Annotated in this window: 17 protein-coding genes; 5 read left to right on the top strand and 12 right to left on the bottom strand. The window is 58.9% G+C overall.

Annotated elements, in window-relative coordinates; genetic code table 11:
- Positions 1-17: 17 nt before the first annotated feature.
- The 11 genes from atpA to mioC form a co-directional block, all read right to left on the bottom strand.
- On the bottom strand, positions 18-1,559 hold the full coding sequence (atpA, locus tag AB5Y67_RS00430) for a F0F1 ATP synthase subunit alpha (protein ID WP_005339342.1): 1,542 nt from the start codon (positions 1,557-1,559) through the stop codon (positions 18-20).
- Positions 1,560-1,574: 15 nt separating this feature from the next.
- Positions 1,575-2,108, bottom strand: coding sequence for a F0F1 ATP synthase subunit delta (gene atpH, locus AB5Y67_RS00425; RefSeq protein WP_005339341.1), 534 nt, complete (start codon positions 2,106-2,108; stop codon positions 1,575-1,577).
- 13 nt (positions 2,109-2,121) lie between these two features.
- Entirely contained in the window at positions 2,122-2,592 is a 471-nt protein-coding gene (gene atpF / locus AB5Y67_RS00420) for a F0F1 ATP synthase subunit B (RefSeq protein WP_005339336.1), read from the bottom strand.
- Positions 2,593-2,646: 54 nt separating this feature from the next.
- Positions 2,647-2,889 (bottom strand): F0F1 ATP synthase subunit C, encoded by a 243-nt coding sequence (atpE, locus tag AB5Y67_RS00415; protein WP_005307205.1) that lies wholly within the window; start codon positions 2,887-2,889, stop codon positions 2,647-2,649.
- Positions 2,890-2,947: 58 nt separating this feature from the next.
- A complete protein-coding gene (gene atpB, locus AB5Y67_RS00410; RefSeq protein WP_005339335.1) occupies positions 2,948-3,730 on the bottom strand; it encodes a F0F1 ATP synthase subunit A in 783 nt (260 codons plus the stop codon).
- Positions 3,731-3,738: 8 nt separating this feature from the next.
- Positions 3,739-4,149 carry an ATP synthase subunit I gene (locus AB5Y67_RS00405; protein ID WP_199415663.1) on the bottom strand — a complete coding sequence of 137 codons (411 nt, stop codon included), beginning with the start codon at positions 4,147-4,149 and terminating at the stop codon, positions 3,739-3,741.
- A gap of 190 nt (positions 4,150-4,339) precedes the next feature.
- Positions 4,340-5,248 carry a ParB/RepB/Spo0J family partition protein gene (locus tag AB5Y67_RS00400; RefSeq protein ID WP_005342343.1) on the bottom strand — a complete coding sequence of 303 codons (909 nt, stop codon included), beginning with the start codon at positions 5,246-5,248 and terminating at the stop codon, positions 4,340-4,342.
- The gene (locus tag AB5Y67_RS00395; protein ID WP_005342341.1) at positions 5,245-6,048 is read right to left on the bottom strand and encodes a ParA family protein; all 804 of its coding nucleotides are present in this window, start codon (positions 6,046-6,048) and stop codon (positions 5,245-5,247) included. Before AB5Y67_RS00395 ends, AB5Y67_RS00400 begins: the two co-directional genes overlap by 4 nt.
- Before the next feature lie 26 nt (positions 6,049-6,074).
- Complete coding sequence (gene rsmG / locus AB5Y67_RS00390; RefSeq protein WP_005339331.1) at positions 6,075-6,701, bottom strand: 16S rRNA (guanine(527)-N(7))-methyltransferase RsmG; 627 nt, start codon at positions 6,699-6,701, stop codon at positions 6,075-6,077.
- 21 nt (positions 6,702-6,722) lie between these two features.
- Positions 6,723-8,612, bottom strand: coding sequence for a tRNA uridine-5-carboxymethylaminomethyl(34) synthesis enzyme MnmG (gene mnmG / locus AB5Y67_RS00385; RefSeq protein ID WP_042063321.1), 1,890 nt, complete (start codon positions 8,610-8,612; stop codon positions 6,723-6,725).
- 508 nt (positions 8,613-9,120) lie between these two features.
- Complete coding sequence (gene mioC / locus AB5Y67_RS00380; RefSeq protein ID WP_033138545.1) at positions 9,121-9,570, bottom strand: FMN-binding protein MioC; 450 nt, start codon at positions 9,568-9,570, stop codon at positions 9,121-9,123.
- 396 nt (positions 9,571-9,966) lie between these two features.
- Between mioC and AB5Y67_RS00375 the strand changes: the two genes are divergently transcribed.
- The 5 genes from AB5Y67_RS00375 (at position 9,967) to fhuB (ending at position 17,498) form a co-directional block, all read left to right on the top strand.
- Entirely contained in the window at positions 9,967-12,063 is a 2,097-nt protein-coding gene (locus AB5Y67_RS00375) for a TonB-dependent siderophore receptor (RefSeq protein WP_199415664.1), read from the top strand.
- Positions 12,064-12,142: 79 nt separating this feature from the next.
- Positions 12,143-13,789, top strand: coding sequence for a multidrug ABC transporter permease/ATP-binding protein (locus AB5Y67_RS00370; protein ID WP_199427998.1), 1,647 nt, complete (start codon positions 12,143-12,145; stop codon positions 13,787-13,789).
- Between the two features lie 46 nt (positions 13,790-13,835).
- Positions 13,836-14,600: an ATP-binding cassette domain-containing protein gene (locus tag AB5Y67_RS00365; RefSeq protein WP_064339077.1), complete on the top strand. Its 765-nt coding sequence runs from the start codon at positions 13,836-13,838 to the stop codon at positions 14,598-14,600.
- A gap of 34 nt (positions 14,601-14,634) precedes the next feature.
- Positions 14,635-15,519 (top strand): ABC transporter substrate-binding protein, encoded by an 885-nt coding sequence (locus tag AB5Y67_RS00360; RefSeq protein ID WP_064339078.1) that lies wholly within the window; start codon positions 14,635-14,637, stop codon positions 15,517-15,519.
- Positions 15,516-17,498, top strand: coding sequence for a Fe(3+)-hydroxamate ABC transporter permease FhuB (fhuB, locus tag AB5Y67_RS00355; RefSeq protein WP_368207555.1), 1,983 nt, complete (start codon positions 15,516-15,518; stop codon positions 17,496-17,498). Before AB5Y67_RS00360 ends, fhuB begins: the two co-directional genes overlap by 4 nt.
- A gap of 70 nt (positions 17,499-17,568) precedes the next feature.
- Here fhuB and mnmE read toward each other — a convergent pair whose 3' ends face one another.
- Entirely contained in the window at positions 17,569-18,930 is a 1,362-nt protein-coding gene (mnmE, locus tag AB5Y67_RS00350) for a tRNA uridine-5-carboxymethylaminomethyl(34) synthesis GTPase MnmE (protein WP_064339080.1), read from the bottom strand.
- Positions 18,931-18,972: the final 42 nt, after the last annotated feature.

Raw genomic sequence — 18,972 nt, 5'->3', positions numbered from 1 at the left:
CACGCTGCCACACACGCTTACCAGGTCTGGGTTGCTTTGAAGCTATCCAGCAACGCAGTCAGCTTGCCAACGATCGCGTCGTTGTAGTCGGCTTTGGCATTGATTTCAGCCATCAGCTCGGCATGCTGGGTATTGGCGTAAGAGAGCAGAGCGGCTTCGAAGTCGACGATCTTGTTCAGCTCGACATCGGAGAGATAGCCTTTCTCGGCGGCGAACAGCACCAGAGACTGGTGAGCCACGCTCAGCGGAGAGTACTGCTTCTGCTTCATCAGCTCGGTCACTTTCACACCGTGATCCAGCTGCTTGCGAGTCGCCTCGTCCAGATCGGAAGAGAACTGGGCGAATGCCGCCAGTTCGCGATACTGGGCCAGCGCGGTACGGATACCACCGGACAGCTTCTTGACGATCTTGGTCTGAGCAGCGCCACCTACACGGGATACAGAGATACCCGGGTCAACCGCCGGACGAATACCGGAGTTGAACAGCTGTGAAGTCAGGAAGATCTGACCATCGGTGATGGAGATCACGTTGGTCGGAACGAACGCAGATACGTCACCTGCCTGGGTTTCGATGATTGGCAGCGCGGTTAAAGAACCGGTTTTGCCTTTCACTTCACCCTTGGTGAACTTCTCTACGTACTCGGCGTTAACGCGAGCAGCACGCTCCAGCAGACGGGAGTGCAGATAGAAAACGTCACCCGGGTAAGCTTCACGTCCTGGCGGACGGCGCAGCAACAGGGAGATCTGGCGATAAGCTACGGCCTGCTTGGACAGGTCATCATAGATGATCAGTGCGTCTTCACCGCGGTCACGGAAGTACTCACCCATGGAGCAACCGGCATACGGAGCCAGGTACTGCAGAGCAGCCGCTTCGGAGGCAGAGGCAACCACCACGATGGTGTTGGCCAGGGCACCGTGCTCTTCCAGCTTGCGCACTACGTTGGCGATGGTGGAGGCCTTCTGGCCAATCGCAACGTAGACACACTTAATGCCGGAATCTTTCTGGTTGATGATGGTGTCGATCGCGATGGCGGTCTTACCAACCTGACGGTCACCGATGATCAGCTCACGCTGGCCACGACCGATAGGGATCATGGCATCGATGGCTTTCAGACCGGTCTGGACCGGCTGGTCAACAGACTTACGCTCGATAACGCCCGGTGCGATCACTTCGATCGGCGAGAAGCCGTCGTTGTCGATCGGACCTTTACCGTCGATCGGCTGACCCAGGGTGTTCAACACCCGGCCCAACAGACCACGACCTACCGGCACTTCCAGAATACGGCCAGTACCTTTTACTTTCATTCCTTCTGACAGACCGTCATAGGAACCCATAATCACCGCACCGACGGAGTCACGCTCCAGGTTCAATGCCAGAGCGTAGCGGTTGCCCGGCAGCTCGATCATCTCACCCTGCATGGCATCAGCCAGGCCGTGAATACGAATGATACCGTCGCTCACAGAGACGATGGTACCTTCGTTACGCGCTTCGCTCTTTACATCAAACTGCGCAATGCGCTGCTTGATCAGCTCGGCGATTTCAGTGGAATTCAGTTGCATGCTCTAATACCCCAATCAAGATTGCAGCGCGTCAGCCATGCGATCCAGCTTACCGCGGACTGTGCCGTCGATTACCAGATCACCGGCCTTGATGAGCACCCCGGCCATCAAGGACGCATCGATGCTGCAATTCAGCTTCACTTTGCGCGCGAGACGTTGTTCCAGAGAAGCCTGAATATTGGCTTTCTGCTGGTCGGTCAGTTCGATCGCCGAAATCACGTCAGCCTGAACCTCTTTATCCAGTTCAGCTTTGAACGCTACAAATTCAGCAACGACCGCCGGCAGCACACCCAAGCGACCATTCTCGGCCATCACCCGGATCAGGTTCTGGCCATGCACGTCGAGTTGCTCACCGCAGACACCGACAAACAGCGTTGCCAGCTCTTCGGCGGCCACAGAGCCGTTTACCAGGTTGTGCATGGTCTCGTTTTCCACTACTTGCGCAGCGAAACCGAGCATACCCAGCCACTGGTCAACCGCCTTGTGCTCAACGGCAAACTCGAAAGCAGCCTTGGCGTAGGGGCGAGCGATTGTAGTCAGTTCAGACATAGCCCCGTTCCCGTTACAGTTCTGCTACCAGTTTGTCGACGATGTCGCTGTTGGCAGCCTGGTCGATTTGACGCGCCAGGATCTTCTCTGCACCAGCAATGGCAAGAGCAGCAACCTGCTTACGCAGTTCTTCTTTGGCACGATGACGTTCAGCTTCGATCTCGGCACGGCCCTGAGCCAGGATTTTTTCCCGCTCAGACTGGGCACCAGCGGCAGCTTCATCAATGATCTGGGCTTTACGTTTGTTAGCCTGCTCAATGATTTCAGCAGCCTGCAGCTTGGCTTCTTTCAGCTGATCGGTGGCGTTGGCCTTGGCCAAATCCAGATCTTTCTTGGCACGTTCGGCAGAAGAGAGACCGTCAGCAATAGCTTTCTGACGGGCTTCGATGGCAGCAATCAGCGGCGGCCATACGTACTTCATGCAAAACACTACGAAGAAGAAAAAAGCAATTGCTTGGCCGAGGAGGGTGGCATTGATATTCACAGCCGATGTCCTCTTAAGTTAGTTAATGGGTTATGCCTGGAGAGTCGTAACGACTTAGCCAGCAACCGCAAACATCACGTACAGACCCAGACCAACGGCGATCATCGGAATCGCATCCACCAGACCCATTACGATGAAGAACTGGGTACGCAGAACAGGGATCAGATCCGGTTGACGAGCAGCACCTTCCAGGAACTTGCCACCCAGGATACCGATACCGATGGAAGCGCCGATAGCAGCCAGACCCATCATCATTGCAGCAGCGATGTACAGCAGGTCCATGTTCAAGTTTTCCATGAGGATCTCCAGTTATTTAGATGTAATTGATTGTATAAAAAGGATTATTTGAGTTGCATCAACCATGGTCTTCCTGCGCCATCGACAGATAGACGATGGTCAGAACCATGAAAATGAATGCCTGCAAAGTGATGATCAGGATGTGGAAAATTGCCCAAGGCACGGACAGGATCCACTGTGACCACCAGGGTAACAAACCAGCAATCAGGATAAAGATCAGTTCGCCAGCATACATGTTGCCGAACAGTCGAAGACCCAGAGAAACAGGTTTGGAAATCAGCGTAACAGTTTCCAGGATGAGGTTAACCGGGATGGCCGCCGGGTGGTTGAAAGGCTGAAGCGTCAGCTCCTTCACAAACCCGCCGATACCCTTGACCTTGATGCTGTAATACAGGATCAAGAAGAACACGCCCAAAGCCATGGACATGGTGATGTTAACGTCAGCAGAGGGAACCACACGCAGATAGGGAATACCCATCAATTGTGCAGCGTGAGGGATAAAGTCAACGGGGATCAGATCCATGAAGTTCATCAGGAAGATCCACACAAACACCGTCAGCCCCAAAGGTGCGATGACCTTGTTGCGACCGTGAAAGATGTCTTTGACGTTACCATTCACAAACTCGACCAGCATCTCCACAAAGCACTGCAGCTTACCCGGCACCCCGCTGGTAGCGTTAACGGCTACTTTGCGGAACAGCAGGATAAACAGGGCGCCTAGCACGACGGAAAATACCATTGAGTCGATATTGACCGTCCAGAACCCGGACCCGACTTGAAGGTGGGTCAGGTGGTGGGAGATATATCCCTGAGGAGTCAGGACTTCTCCGGTTGCAGACATGAGTTTTCCTAATAGTGGTTGTTAAGCGTGAATGAAACCATCCACTGTACAACGAGGGCGAGGATATAAGTGGCGAAAAACGAGACGGTAACGACCTCGACTCCCGCACCAAACATCAGGGCGAATAGACCTGTTGTAGAAATGAGCTTAATCCCTGCCCCACCATAAAAGTCCCGCAAAACCAGGCCCACACTCTCGGTTGTCACCTTGCGGCGCAGCACCCAGACAGTAAACAAGGCTTGAGGAACCCAGTACATCCCCCCTCCGCAGAGGGCGGAATAACCGGCGCTGGCACCAGTCAGGTAAAACCAGACGGCACTCATCGCCAGGATCAGGATGAGCTGACAAACGAGCATAACCAAGGCCAGTGTCAAACCTTCCAAGGCTATTTTCTGCTTCACCAACCTACCCCTGAACATTACAGAACTGTAAAAAATCGGGATCCGAAGACCCCATGTTAACAGCTCTTAAAGCCGGTCAAATTATACCCTTGAGGGCAGCTATTGCAATATGACAAAAATCCTTAATTTTTGCGGCTTTCCGCGGCAAATCAGGGTTATGGTCATATCAAAAGGAATGGATGTTTTATTACTACAAAAAGCGTAAAAATCACGATTCCGACACGCCAAAATAGCCCAATATACGGTCCAAATCGGACAAATTCTCGTAACTTATTACTAACTTCCCGCTATCCCGCTTGCCAGGCTGAAGTTGCACCTGATTGCCAATTTTTTCTGCCAGTTGGCGCTCCAGGTAGCCGATCTGCGGATCACGGGCCGGTTCGACCCTGGCTTTTGCCGGTTCGAGCGCTTTTTGCACCAGCTTCTCGGTATCGCGCACGGTCAGCCCTTTCTGGGCAACCAGCTTGGCCAGTTCAGACTGGGCCTGGCCGCTCAGGGCCAGCAGGGCACGGGCATGGCCCATATCGAGGTCGCCGTGCTCGACGAAACGCTTCACATCGTCGTTGAGCTGGTTGAGACGCAACAGGTTGGTCACCGTGGTGCGGGATTTGCCCACCGCCTCGGCCACCTGCTGGTGGGTGAGCTCGAATTCGGTCAGCAGTCTTTGTAAAGCGACCGCCTCTTCGATGGCATTGAGATCTTCCCGCTGAATATTCTCTATCAGCGCGATGGCGACGGCAGCCTCGTCGGGTACATCCTTGACGATACAGGGCACCACCTCAAGCCGCGCCAGCTGGGACGCGCGCCAGCGCCGCTCACCGGCAATGATTTCGAAGGATTGTTCGCCGAGAGGGCGTACCACGATGGGCTGGATCACCCCCTGGGCGCGGATGGAGTTGGCAAGCTCTTCCAGTGCATCCTGGGACATGTCTTTGCGGGGCTGGTACTTGCCGGACTGCAACCACTCCACCGGCAGCTTGCGCAGCTCGCCCTGATTGGTGGGGGCCATGGCCTCTTCAGTACGTTGATCGCTCATCACCTGTTTCTGGCGGGCAGCCGTGCTGGTACTGAGCAGGGCATCCAGCCCCTTGCCCAGTCCACGTTTTTTCGGAGTCATATGCTCTCTCGGTCTGCGATGGTCGCCTGACGTTCCTGCTCCTGGCGGCGCAGGATCTCGCCAGCCAGTGCCAGGTAGGCCTTGGCGCCCACCGATGATTTGTCATAGTGCATGGCCGGGGCACCGAAACTCGGGGCCTCAGCCAGTCTAACGTTGCGGGGAATGATGGTGCGGTAGACTTTGTCGCCAAAGTGCTGTTTTAGCTGATCGGACACATCATTAGCCAGCCGGTTGCGGTGATCGAACATGGTGCGCAGCACCCCTTCGATCTTGAGATCCGGATTGACCACAGCGGCCAGCTTGCTGATGGTGTCGACCAGGGCGGTCAGCCCCTCCAGCGCGTAATATTCGCACTGCATGGGCACCAGCACGGAGTCGGCGGCGGCCATGGCGTTCACGGTCAGCATGTTGAGAGAGGGCGGGCAGTCGATGAAGACGTAGTCGTATTTGTCCCGCACCGAAGCCAGCGCATTGCGCAGGCGGATTTCGCGGGCGAAAAATTCCATCAGACGGATTTCGGCCGCGGTCACGTCGGCGTTGGCGGCAATCAGGTGATAGCCCCCGGTGGTTTCGGGGATGATCACTTCGCTGATGGGGGCATCCTCGATCAGCAGCTCATAGGCGGTGCGCTCGACGTCATACTTGTCGACACCGCTGCCCATGGTGGCATTGCCCTGCGGATCCAGATCGATCACCAGCACCTTGCGCCGGGTGGCAGCCATGGAGGCGGCCAGATTCACACAGGTGGTGGTTTTACCCACTCCACCCTTCTGGTTGGCTATGGCGATGACTTTTCCCACACGATCCCCTAAATGAAACTGCGACCCTATTCGGGCTGGATATGTTTGAATTCCAGCAGATGACGTTCGCCTTCCAGCTCCGGCACCCGCAACTCATGACAGGCTACCAGACGGATATTGGCAGGCAACTGGGCCAGCTCCTGCTCGGGATATTGTCCCTTGAGTGCCAGGAAGCAGCCCTGTTCTGACGGCAGGTGGTGACACCAGCTCAGCATGTCCTCCAGCGAGGCAAATGCCCGACTCAGTACACCATCAAATCCCACCTCGGGTTGATACTCTTCAACCCGGGATTTGACCGGCGTCACATTGGTCAGACCCAGCTCCTGGATCACCTGACGGATGAAGTTGATCCGCTTGCCCAGACTGTCGAGCAGGACGAACTGCTTGTCCGGATTGATGATCGCCAGCGGCAATCCCGGCAGGCCGGGACCTGTCCCCACGTCGATGAAGCGCTCACCGTGCAAGTGGGGGCTTACCACCAGGCTATCGAGGATATGCTTGACCAGCATGGCGTCCGGATCTCGCACCGAGGTGAGATTGTAAGCCTTGTTCCACTTGTGCAGCAACTCGACCAACTGCACCAGTTGGCTCTTTTGGGTATCGGTGATAACAATTTCGGCCTGCTTGAGCAGGCCGTTCAATCTTTCCAGCATATTTTCCAACGGTAAGAATCCTCAGGCGGTTTTACGCAGCAGGCCGTGTTTTTTCAGGTGAACCAGCAGGATGGAGATGGCCGCCGGGGTGATGCCGGAGATGCGGGAAGCCTGACCAATGGTCTGCGGCTTGGCATCGTTCAGCTTGGCTTTCACCTCGTTGGAGAGGCCATTCACCTCGCGATAGTCCAGATCCAGCGGCAGCAGGGTGTTCTCGTTGCGCAGCTGCTTTTCCACTTCATCGTGCTGACGCTCGATGTAACCGGCGTACTTGATCTGGATTTCAACCTGTTCGGCCGCGGCAGGATCGGTCACGGAAGGGCCGACACCTTCGATGGCCATCAGCGCATCATAGGTTACCTCGGGGCGACGCAGCAGCTCTTCCAGACTCTGTTCGCGGGTCAGCGGGGTGTTGACCAGAGCGTTGACCGCTTCCAGTGACGGGTGTTGCGGGTGGATCCAGGTTGAACGCATGCGCTGACGCTCCAGCTCAACCTGTTCCATCTTGGCGTTGAATTTGCTCCAGCGCTCGTCATCCACCAGACCCAGTTCGCGACCGATGGCAGTCAGGCGGATATCGGCGTTGTCTTCCCGCAGCAGCAGGCGATATTCGGCGCGGCTGGTGAACATGCGGTAAGGCTCGCGGGTCCCCAGGGTGGAGAGATCGTCCATCATCACGCCCATGTAGGCCTGATCCCGACGCGGGTTCCAGGGATCCTTGTCCTGGGCACGCAGGGCCGCGTTCAGGCCGGCCATCAGGCCTTGTGCCGCCGCCTCTTCGTAACCGGTCGTGCCGTTGATCTGGCCGGCGAAGAACAGGTTTGGAATGCACTTGCTCTCCATGTTGGCCTTGAGATCCCGCGGATCGAAGAAATCATATTCGATGGCATAGCCGGGGCGGGTGATGTGGGCGTTCTCGAAGCCGCGCACGGAACGGACGATCTGCACCTGCACGTCAAACGGCAGGCTGGTGGAGATCCCGTTCGGATAGAGTTCGTGGGTGGTCAGGCCTTCCGGCTCGACGAAGATCTGGTGCGCCGTCTTGTCGGCGAAACGGGTGATCTTGTCTTCGATCGACGGGCAGTAGCGCGGGCCGATCCCCTCGATCACCCCGGCGTACATGGGGCTGCGATCCAGGTTATTGCGGATCACCTCGTGGGTACGCTCGTTGGTGTGGGTGACGTAGCAGGGCACCTGACGGGGATGCTGGCTGGCATCGCCGATAAACGAGAAGACCGGACGCGGATCGTCGCCGTGCTGGGCCTGCATCACAGAGAAATCGACGCTGCGGGCATCTATGCGCGGCGGGGTGCCCGTCTTGAGGCGATCGATGCGCAGCGGCAGTTCACGCAGGCGCTGGGCCAAGGCGATCGAGGGAGGATCCCCGGCACGACCGCCCTTGTAGTTTTCCATCCCGATGTGGATCAAACCATTCAGGAAGGTACCGACCGTCAGCACCACAGTCTTGCCGCTGATGCGGATCCCGCTCTGGGTGACCACACCGGCAACACGATCCCCGTCCATGATCAGATCGTCACAGGCCTGCTGGAAGATCTTCAGGTTCGGGTAGTTTTCCAGCATCTGGCGAACGACGGCCTTGTAGAGCAGGCGATCCGCTTGGGCACGAGTGGCTCTTACCGCCGGGCCCTTGGAGGAGTTGAGGGTGCGGAACTGGATCCCGCCAAGATCGATGGCACGCGCCATGATCCCGCCGAGTGCGTCAACTTCCCTGACCAGGTGTCCCTTGCCGATCCCGCCGATCGCCGGATTACAGGACATGTGTCCCAGCGTATCGATATTGTGGGTCAGCAGCAGGGTGTTCATGCCCATACGGGCTGCCGCTGTTGCTGCTTCGGTTCCGGCATGACCGCCACCGACGACGATCACATCAAATTGTTCATGGTATTGCATTGGGATCACCTTGATCTGCACGCCTGAAGATCTTTATTTGCCTGGGCTAAAGGGCGGAACATTCTATCTGTTTCGCGTCCTGAGGGGAACGTCTACTTAACGTTCAGTATGAAGGGAGGATCCACTAATTAGATCTTAAGGATCTTTAGATCGATCTTTTACTGGATCTCTTATTAGGATCCGCCCTTTCTGTTGATAAGCACTTTTTGATCATAAAGATCATTAATTTAAGGGCGATCCTAGCTTGTGGAAAAGCTTGGATCCTGGCCCGGTGAACGAGGGGATAACCAGGACTTTTATACACAGAGGTCTGTCGGTCTGGATCTAATACATGGATAACTATAGGTTTTGCAGAGCTTTACACCGTAGTTATACACATTACCCCTGGGCGTTGTGGGTAACCTTGTAGAACAACTCCCCCGGATCAATCTGTTAATAACATGGTGGATAGTCGATCTGGGGATAAGTGGGGAGATCAAGCTTTTTTTCAGGATCTCCCGCACGCTGATCAGGCGATCATCGTCATCCAGTCGCGGATCCACACTTCTGCGGCATCTTCGGGGATCTCGTGTTGGGTCACATCGATGTCGAGCCGCTCGCCGATCCGGCTGGCACCGCACTCGGCCAGCAGGCGATCCAGCGTCTTGCCACCCTGGCAAAAGGTGTCATAACTGCTGTCACCAAGGGCGATCACGCCATATTTCAATGAATTAAGATCCGGATGCTGCTCGGCAAGATCCTTGGCGAAGGGTTGCAGGTTGTCGGGCACATCCCCGGCACCATGGGTGGAAGTGACCACCAGCAGGATGGATCCCGCATCATCCAGCACCTCTGCCAGCTTGGCCGGGTTGTGGATCCGGGTCTGGTGGCCAGCCTGTTCCAGCAGGTTGGCGACGTGGTCTGCGACATATTCGGCGGCGCCCAGCATGGAGCCGACGACGAGATTGAGTTTGGCCATGGAATGGATCCTGATTTCAGACAAAGAAACGCAAAGCCGGATTCTACCGCCAAAGGGTGTGGATAAATATGGATAAAGCTTGGGGATAATGGATCCAGTCAGATAATGCCGCCGGATCCATCCTGCCGATCTTTTTTCTGCTTCTTTATATTCCTCTTCATTTTCTTCTCCGCTAATGGCTCTCCTGATGACGCCCATCCCCCGCGAAATCCTGCCAACGATGCAGCTAGATAACAATGTAGATGCAAATGATTAGCAATTATTGAATCGATTCGATCACGACTCCTGTAGTAGGATTGCGCTGCTTTATTCGCCCATGGAACAGGGTGATGTCGTGACAAACGACCACAAATAACAATTAAAACAACATAACTCATTGATAAACGAGACTTTAATATGATTACGCAAAAATACACTACAGGACCCGGCAAGAAGGGCGCCTTCGGCGTGCTTTCGCTCTCCGGTTTGCTCGTCTCCCTGCCGCTGATGGCCGAACAAACCACCGCTGAACTGCCCAAAGCCAGCGAAACCATGGTAGTGACCGGTACGGCCATGAAGGTGGAAGTGCCGATGGCCGAGACCCCTCGCGCCGTTTCCGTAGTTAATCGCGAGGAACTGGATCAGCACGCCGTGTTGCAGCTGGATGAAGCGATTCGCTACCGTTCCGGCGTATTGACCGGTCTCTATGGTTCCGACAACAACACCGACTGGTTCAAGGTGCGTGGCTTCGATGCCGCCTCTTATCTGGATGGCAACCGCTTGTTTGGCACCGGCTACTACGTCTGGACGCCCGAACCGTTTGGTCTGGAGAGTGTGGAAGTGCTGAAGGGGCCAGCCTCGATCCTTTACGGTGAGGCGCCTCCGGGCGGGGTGATCAATGCCATCAGCAAGCGGCCGACCGCCACGCCGCAAGGGCAGGTGGATCTGCAGCTTGGCAGCCGGGATCATCGTCAGGTCGGGGTGGACGTCTCTGATGCGCTCTCCGACAACAGCCGTTACCGCATGGTTGCTCTTTATAAAGAGCGTGATGGTGTGCTTACCGGTACTTACAACGATCGGGTTTATCTGGCGCCCAGCGTCACCTTCGATCTTTCGGATCGTACCAGTCTGACCCTGCTGGCCAGCTTCCTGCACGACGAAGGGGTCCCGACCAACGGCTTTTTCCCGGTCTATGGCACCCTGAATACGTCAGGTGACCAGATTGATCCCTCCACCAACCTGAGTCAGCCGGATTACGATCGCAACCGCAATACCCAGATCTCCACCGGTTATGAGCTGGCCCACCAGCTCAACCAGACCTGGGAGTTCAAACAGAACGTCCGCTTCAACTACAACGATCTGCTGCTGCGTCAGACCTATATCTTCCCGACCTATGAAGGCACAACTGCCAGTCGTGGCCTGGTTTACCGTGATGGCAATACCAAGAGTGCCACCATGGATAACCAGATGGTGGGCTACTGGAACACCGACAGCACCGAGCAGACCTTGCTGCTGGGGGTAGATCTGCAGCGTCACGTCAATGAAGGGGTCGAGGCCGACAACTACGGTATGGGCACCATCAATACCATGAACCCGGATTACAGCGGCTTCCCCGGTTTTGATGAGTCGACTGCTACTCACCAGAAGAGCAGCAAGGGCCAGAGCGGCCTCTATGCCCAGCACCAGATCCGCTGGGACGATCGCTGGTTGCTGACTGCCGGTGGCCGTTTCGACTATGTGGAGACCCACAATACCAATACCAGCAAGGACGAGCGCCAGTACGATCACGAGCTCTCCCTCTCGGGCAGCCTGATGTATCTGGCTGACAACGGCCTCTCTCCCTACTTTGCCTATGCCGAGTCGTTCGAAGTGCTGCCGGGGATAGATCCCAACACCAAGAGTTCCTACAAGCCGCTTAAGGGCAAGCTCTACGAGACCGGCGTGAAGTATGCGCCTGCCTTCCTCGACGGTTACATCAATCTGGCGCTATTCGATCTGGCCCAGACCAACTCGCTGGTCTCTACCGGTTCCGGCCAGCAGACCCAGGCGGGTGAAGTGACCTCTCAGGGGGTTGAGCTGGAAGGGAGCGTGCAGGTGACCGATGCGCTGCGTCTGACCGCTGCTTATACCTACACAGATGCCAAAACCAACGACACTGGCAGTGGCGATCGCCGTGCCAGCCTGATCCCGCGCCACCAGGCCTCCTTCTGGGGTAACTACAAGGTGCAGCAAGGGGTGGCTTCGGGTCTGGAGCTGGGTACCGGTGTGCGTTATATCGGTTCCAGCGTGGGTATTGGCGCCGTGAATGCGGACTACACCCCCATCTACGGCTCTGCCGAGGTGCCGGCCCATACCGTCTGGGATGCGATGATCGGGTATGACTTTGCCAAGAACTGGCGTGCCCAGCTCAACGTTAACAACCTGCTGGGTGAAACCTACGTTGCCAGTTGTGACTACTACTGCTACTACGGCGAGCCGCGCAGCGTAGTGGGCAGCATCAACTACCGCTGGTAATCGAAGTCGGGCGGGAACCGGATTCCCGCCCTTCTTTTCACCCGCAGTTGTTCTGATCTCTCTGGAATACCGGTCCGTTATGGAACTCTTGTCTCTGGTTTATCGCCAATATCGTTGGCCTTTTATCACCATTACCCTGCTCAGTCTGCTCAGTGCCGTCAGCGGGATTGGCGTCATTGCTTTTATCAATCAGTCTCTAATCGAGTCTATAGGTGATCCGCTGCCGATCCTCGGTCAGCTGGTCAGCCTGATAGTGTTACTGCTGGTGATCACACTCGGATCTCAGCTGGCCCTGACCACTCTCGGTCACCATTTTGTCTACCGGTTGCGTGGCCGTCTGCTCAAGCAACTGTTGGATACCGATGTCGCCCGCATCCGCCAGATTGGTCAGGGGCCACTGCTGGCCTCCCTCTCCAGCGATATCGGCCAGATCACCATCGCCTTCGTGCGCCTGCCGGAGCTGGTGCAGGGGCTGGTACTCACGCTGGGTTCTGCCCTTTACCTTGGCTGGCTCTCTCCTGCATTACTCGGGGTGACCGCGCTCTGGGTCACGATTACCATGGTGGTGGGCTGGTTGCTGGTGAACCGTGTTTATCGCCATCTCTCCCACATGCGTCAGGCCGAAGATCGGCTCTATCAGAACTATCAGGCCATCATCGCCGGCAGCAAGGAGCTGGCGCTCAACCGCGAGCGGGCTCACTTCGTTTACCACCAGCTCTATGAACAAAATGCCCGTGACTACCGCCAGCAGATCATCCGCGCCGACACCTATCACCTGAGCGCGGTGAACTGGTCGAATATCATGATGCTGGGGGCCATCGGTCTGGTCTTCTTTCTGGCCAACGGCCTTGGCTGGGCCAACACCAATGTGGCCGCCACCTTCGCCCTGACCCTGCTGTTCCTGCGCACCCCGCTGTTGCAGGGGATTGGCGCCCTGCCGACCCTGCTTGCCGCTCAGGTGGCGTTCGACAAGATCGCCGCCCTCAATCTGGCCGAGCCGGATGCGGACTTCCCGCTGCCGCCCGCCATGCGCCCCTGGCAGCGTATCGAGTTGGAGCAGGTGAGCTTTCACTATCAGGGGGAGGGCGGTTTTGCCGTTGGCCCCATCGATCTGGTCATCGAAAAGGGGGAGCAGATCTTCATCATCGGTGGCAATGGCTCCGGCAAGTCGACGCTGGCCATGCTGCTGACCGGCCTTTACCAGCCGATATCGGGCCGGATCCTGCTGGATGGTGAGCCGATCACCGATCGCAACGGCTATCTGGCGCTCTTCTCCGCCATCTTCACCGACTATCACCTGTTCCAGCACCTGCTGGGGCCGGAACCCAAGGATGAGCTGGTGGCTGAGTGGCTGGAGCGGTTGCAGATGGGCAGCAAGCTCACCATCGAGGATGGCTTTATCGCCGATATCGAGCTCTCCCAAGGGCAGCGCAAGCGGGTCGCCCTGCTGCTGGCGCTGGCCGAGCAGCGCGAAGTGATGCTGTTTGACGAGTGGGCCGCGGATCAGGATCCCCAGTTCCGCCGCATCTTCTATCAGGTGCTGCTGCCGCGCCTCAAGGAGATGGGCAAGACGGTGATTGCCATCAGTCACGATGATCACTACTTCCTGCTGGCCGATCGCCTGCTGGAGATGCGTCAGGGCCAGCTCACCGAACTGACCGGCGCGCGCCGTGCCGAAGTGAGCCGCGATGCGATCGCCCATCTGGATTGCGAGGTGCCGGCTTGATGCTGGCACCGATGAGACTGGCGGCAAGCCAGCACAGGAATTGCTTATGTTCGAGATGAAATCAGCCAGCTTCACTGTCAATGACCGCACGCTGCTGCACCCCACCGACCTGCGTTTCGAGCAGGGACAGGTCTATGGCCTCATCGGCCACAATGGGTCGGGCAAATCGACCCTGCTCAAGCTGCTGGCCCGCCAGCAACCCTTGAGTGATGGCGAGATCCTGTTCGATGGCAAGCCGCTACCCGACTGGGGTAACCGGGAGTTTGCCCGTCAGGTGGCCTATCTGCCCCAGCATCTGCCGAGCGCCGAGAATCTGCTCGGGCGGGAGCTGGTGGAGATGGGCCGCTACCCCTGGCGCGGCCTGCTGGGCCGGATGGGGGCGGAGGATCACCGTCAGGTCGAGCGGGCCATCGCCCTTACCCATACCGAACGCTTTGCCGAGCGGCTGGTGGATACCCTCTCCGGCGGCGAGCGGGGCCGGGTCTGGCTGGCGATGCTGCTGGCCCAGGAGAGCCGCTTCATCCTGCTGGACGAGCCGCTGGCCGCGCTGGATGTGGCCCATCAGGTGGAGGTGCTGACGCTCGTCAAGCAGTTGAGCCGTCAGCTAAACCTTGGGGTCATCATCGTCATTCACGACATCAATATGGCCTCCCGTTTCTGTGATCGGCTGGTGGCGCTCCACTCTGGCCGCCTGCTCACCCACGGCGAACCTGAGGGACTCATGACCAGCGAGACCCTGCACGCTATCTATGGCATTCCGATGGAGGTCATTCGCCACCCGGCTCATGCTCATCCCATCGCCATCGTCTGACCGGGGGGCTCTCTTGAACCGTTTATTGAAGAAGATGGCACCTTGCCTTATTAGCCTGCTGCTGCCACTAGCGGCGCAGGCCGACACATCCCCGATCGCCTCTGCGCCGCTACCCCGTATCGCCACCGTCGACTGGACCATAGCCGAGACCCTGCTGGCACTCGGGGTGACGCCGCTGGCGGTGGGGGATGCAGGCCCCTATCAGGCATGGGTCGGCGAGCCACGGCTACCTGCCGGAGTGGTGGATATCGGCCTGCGCACCCAGCCCAACCGTGAGCTGCTGGCGGAGCTCAAACCCGATCGCATCCTGATCTCGCCGCTGGCGGCCCCGCTGGCGCCAACTCTTTCCCGCATCGCGCCGGTGAGCACCATCGCCCTCTATGATGGGCAAACCGATCTGTGGCAGCGGCTGCACGAGGTGACACTGACCCTCGCCCGTATGGTGGGCAAAACCGCCGAGGGCGAACGGCTGCTGGCCGGGCTGGATCGGGATCTCACCAGCATGCAGGCCAGATTGCCTGCGGATCTGCCGCCCCTGCTGGTGGTGCAGTTTATCGATGAGCGCCATGTGCGGGTGTTTGGTCGCCACAGCCTGTTCGATGCGGTGATGACGCGGCTCGGCCTGCGCAATGGCTGGCAGGAGCAGACCAATGACTGGGGTTTCTCGGTGGTCAGCATCGAGCAGTTTATGACCTTGCCAACCGCGCGGCTGGTGGTGGTCGATCCTATCCCGGTAGGGGTGAGCGAACGGCTGCAGGAGCCTGGGCTGTGGCAGCATCTGCCGCTGGTACGCCAAGCCCCCGTGCTGCATCTGCCTGCGGTCTGGAGTTTTGGCGGCGTACTTGCAGCCCGCCGTTTCGCCGGTCTGCTCAGCGATGCATTGCTGCAAGATGCCGAGCGTATGGAGGCGAGCCGATGAAGCGACTGCTCACATCGCCGCTGCTGCGGCCGGTCTCGATCCTGCTGGGGTTGATCCTCTTGCTCGCGTATTGGGAGCTGGCTCGCCAGCTGCCCGGTGCGCTCTGGTGGCAGAGCCTCTTCGCCCCCAATCTGGATGACGTCAGCCAAGCGGTGGTGCATTTCAGCTGGCTGCCCCGCTTGGTTGTCACCCTGCTGGCTGGGGCGGCGCTCGGGCTGGCAGGCACCCTGATGCAGCAGGTGCTGCGCAACCCGCTCGCATCACCCACCACTCTTGGGGTGGCCTCCGGCGCCCAGCTGGCGTTGATGATGGTGACCCTGTTTGCCCCCTCCTGGTTGCTGCTGGGGCGGGAGTGGATCGCCATGGCCGGTGGCAGCCTCGCGATGGCACTGGTGTTTGCCCTGGCCTGGCGTCGCCAGCTCAATCCGGTGGTCATCGTCTTTGCCGGGCTGGTGATCAACCTCTATCTGGCGGCCATCAGCATGGGACTCTTGCTGTTCTTTCAGGAGGAGCTGAAAGGCTTGCTGGTGTGGGGCAGTGGCTCGCTAGTGCAGAACAGCTGGAGCGGGGTTAGTTACCTGTTACCCCGCCTGCTGGCAGCCGCTTTGCTGGCCGCGGTACTGGTTCGCCCGCTGGCGGTGCTGGAGCTGGATGATGCCAGCGCCCGCAGTCTGGGGGTCTCCCTTCAGCATCTGCGTTTTGCCGGACTTGGGCTGGCGGTGTTTGTCACCGCTTGCGTGGTGAGCGTGGTGGGGCTGATCGGCTTTGTCGGGCTGGCCGCACCCGCCATGGTGCAGCTGCTCGGGATCCGCCAGCTTGGCCAGCGGCTGTTGTGGGCACCGATCCTCGGCGCCCTGCTGCTGGCGGCGACCGATCTGTTGTTGCAGAGCCTGAGCCGCTTCTGGCCAGTCTTGATCCCCACCGGCGCCATGACCGCCCTGCTGGGGGCGCCGCTGCTGCTCTGGCTGATCCCGCGCCTTGGCATCAAGTCGGGTACGCCGAAGGCAAACGCCGGCCTGCTGGTGGCTCGCCATCCGGCTCCGGCTCGCCTTATTGGCCTGTTGCTGGTCGGGTTGCTGCTGGCCGTGGTCGCCTCCCTGCTGGTTGGGCAGGGAATGACGGGCTGGAGCTGGCCAAGCTGGCTCCGCTGGCAGGCCCAGCTGGAGTGGCGGCTGCCGCGCACTCTGGCGGCGGGGGCGGCCGGTGTGCTGCTGGCGCTGGCGGGCACCCTGTTGCAGCGGGTCAGCAACAACCCGATGGCGAGCCCGGAGCTGCTGGGGGTGAGCGGTGGCACCTTTATGGGGGTGATAGCGACGGCGCTGTTGCTGCCTGCATTGCCCCTGCCGCTGATGCTGTCCGGTGGCCTGCTCGGTGCCTTCGCTTGTCTCTTGCTGCTGGTGGTGGTCAATCGCAAGCACGGCTTCCAGCCGGAGCGGATCCTGCTCTCCGGTATCGCCATCACGGCACTGTTTGAGCCGCTGCAGGCCATCGAGCTGGCCAACGGTGACCTGCGGGTGCAGCAACTGCTCTCCTGGATGTCCGGCTCCACCTACTACGTCACCCTGCCGGTGGCCTATGAGTTGGTGGGGCTGGCGCTGTTGATGCTGGCCGTCTGCCTGTTGGTGAGCCGCTGGCTCGATCTGCTGCCGATGGGGAGTGCTGTAGCGACCGCGCTTGGCATTCGCCTCAACCGTGCCCAGCTCGCCATCCTGCTGCTGGTGGCCGTGCTCACCGCCAGTGCCACCCTGGTGGTCGGGCCGCTCTCCTTCGTCGGTCTGTTGGCGCCACATATGGCCAAGCTGATGGGGTTGGTGCGGGCACGTTGGCACCTGCTTGGGGCCGCCGCTTCCGGCGCACTGCTGATGGTATCGGCTGACTGGGTCGGCCAGCAGATCCTCTTCCCGCAGGAGGTGCCGGTCGGGCTGGTATCCACCCTGTTAGGGGGCGCTTACTTCATGTGGTGCCTGCGTCGCCTCTAGGTTTGCGGATAAAAAACATACAAAAAGCCCGGGATAAACCCGGGCTTTTTGTTGCCTGCTGTGCGGAGAGTTACTTGCCGATGCAGAAGCTGGAGAAGATGCGGCCCAGCAGATCGTCGGAGCTGAATTCGCCGGTGATCTCGGAGAGGGACTCCTGCGCGAGGCGCAGCTCTTCGGCCACCAGCTCGCCGGCCACGAACACTTCCAGCTGCTCTTTGGCCACCTGCAGCCGCTCGGCAGCACGCTCCAGCGCATCCAGATGGCGGCGGCGGGCCATAAAGCCCCCTTCGGTGTTGCCCTGGAAGCCCATGCACTGTTTAAGGTGCTCGCGCAGGGCGGGCAGCCCCAGCTCGGTTTTGGCGGAGATGCGGTAGACGGCGTGGCCCAGCTCCTGACTCGGAGCCAGATCCTCGCCGGTCAGATCGGCCTTGTTGCGAATGACGGTGAGGCCGATGTTTTTTGGCAACCGATCAACAAATTCCGGCCAGATCTCCCGCGGGTCAACCGCGTCTGTGGTTGTGCCATCCACCATAAACAGCACCCGGTCGGCCTGTTCGATCTCGGCCCAGGCGCGTTCGATACCGATCTGCTCCACCTTGTCCTGGGTGTCGCGCAGACCGGCGGTGTCGATGATGTGCAGCGGCATGCCATCGAGATGGATATGCTCGCGCAGCACATCGCGGGTGGTACCGGCAATCTCGGTGACGATGGCTGACTCGCGGCCCGCCAGGGCATTTAGCAGGCTCGATTTGCCGGCGTTGGGACGACCGGCGATCACCACCTTCATCCCTTCCCGTAGCAGGGCGCCCTGTTTGGCTTCCCCGCGCACGTCGTCCAGCTCGGACATGATGGCGTAGAGGTCGCCCGCCACCTTGCCGTCGGAGAGGAAGTCGATCTCCTCGTCCGGGAAGTCGATGGCCGCTTCCACATAGATGCGCAGCCGGATCAGGCTCTCCACCAGTTGCTGGATTTTGCTGGAGAACTGCCCCTGCAGGGAGTGCATGGCGCTGCGGGCGGCCTGTTCGCTGGAGGCTTCAATAAGGTCAGCGATAGCTTCGGCCTGGGCCAGATCCAGCTTGTCGTTGATGAAGGCGCGCTCGCTAAACTCGCCGGGGCGGGCAGGACGAATGCCGTCGATTTTCAGAATGCGGCGGATCAGCATGTCCATGATGACGGGGCCGCCGTGGCCCTGCAGCTCCAGCACATCCTCGCCGGTGAAGCTGTTGGGTGCTTTGAACAGCAGGGCGATGCCCTGATCCAGTACCTGGCCTTGCTCATCCTTGAACGGCAGATATTCGGCGTAGCGCACCCGCGGGAGCTTGCCGAGCACTATCCCGGCGACCTGTTCGGCGGCGGGGCCGGAGACCCGGACTATGCCGACGCCACCACGGCCTGGCGCGGTGGCCTGGGCCACGATCGTATCTGTTGTCATCTTGCTTGGCTCGTTTGTTCGCTGATAGGAAAACGTAGTGGG

The organism is Aeromonas sp. s12, assembly GCF_040907925.1.
Classification (GTDB): Bacteria; Pseudomonadota; Gammaproteobacteria; order Enterobacterales; family Aeromonadaceae; genus Aeromonas; species Aeromonas veronii.
The sequence above is the reverse complement of the archived record's forward strand: the minus strand, read 5'-3'. Positions and strand labels throughout refer to the sequence as shown.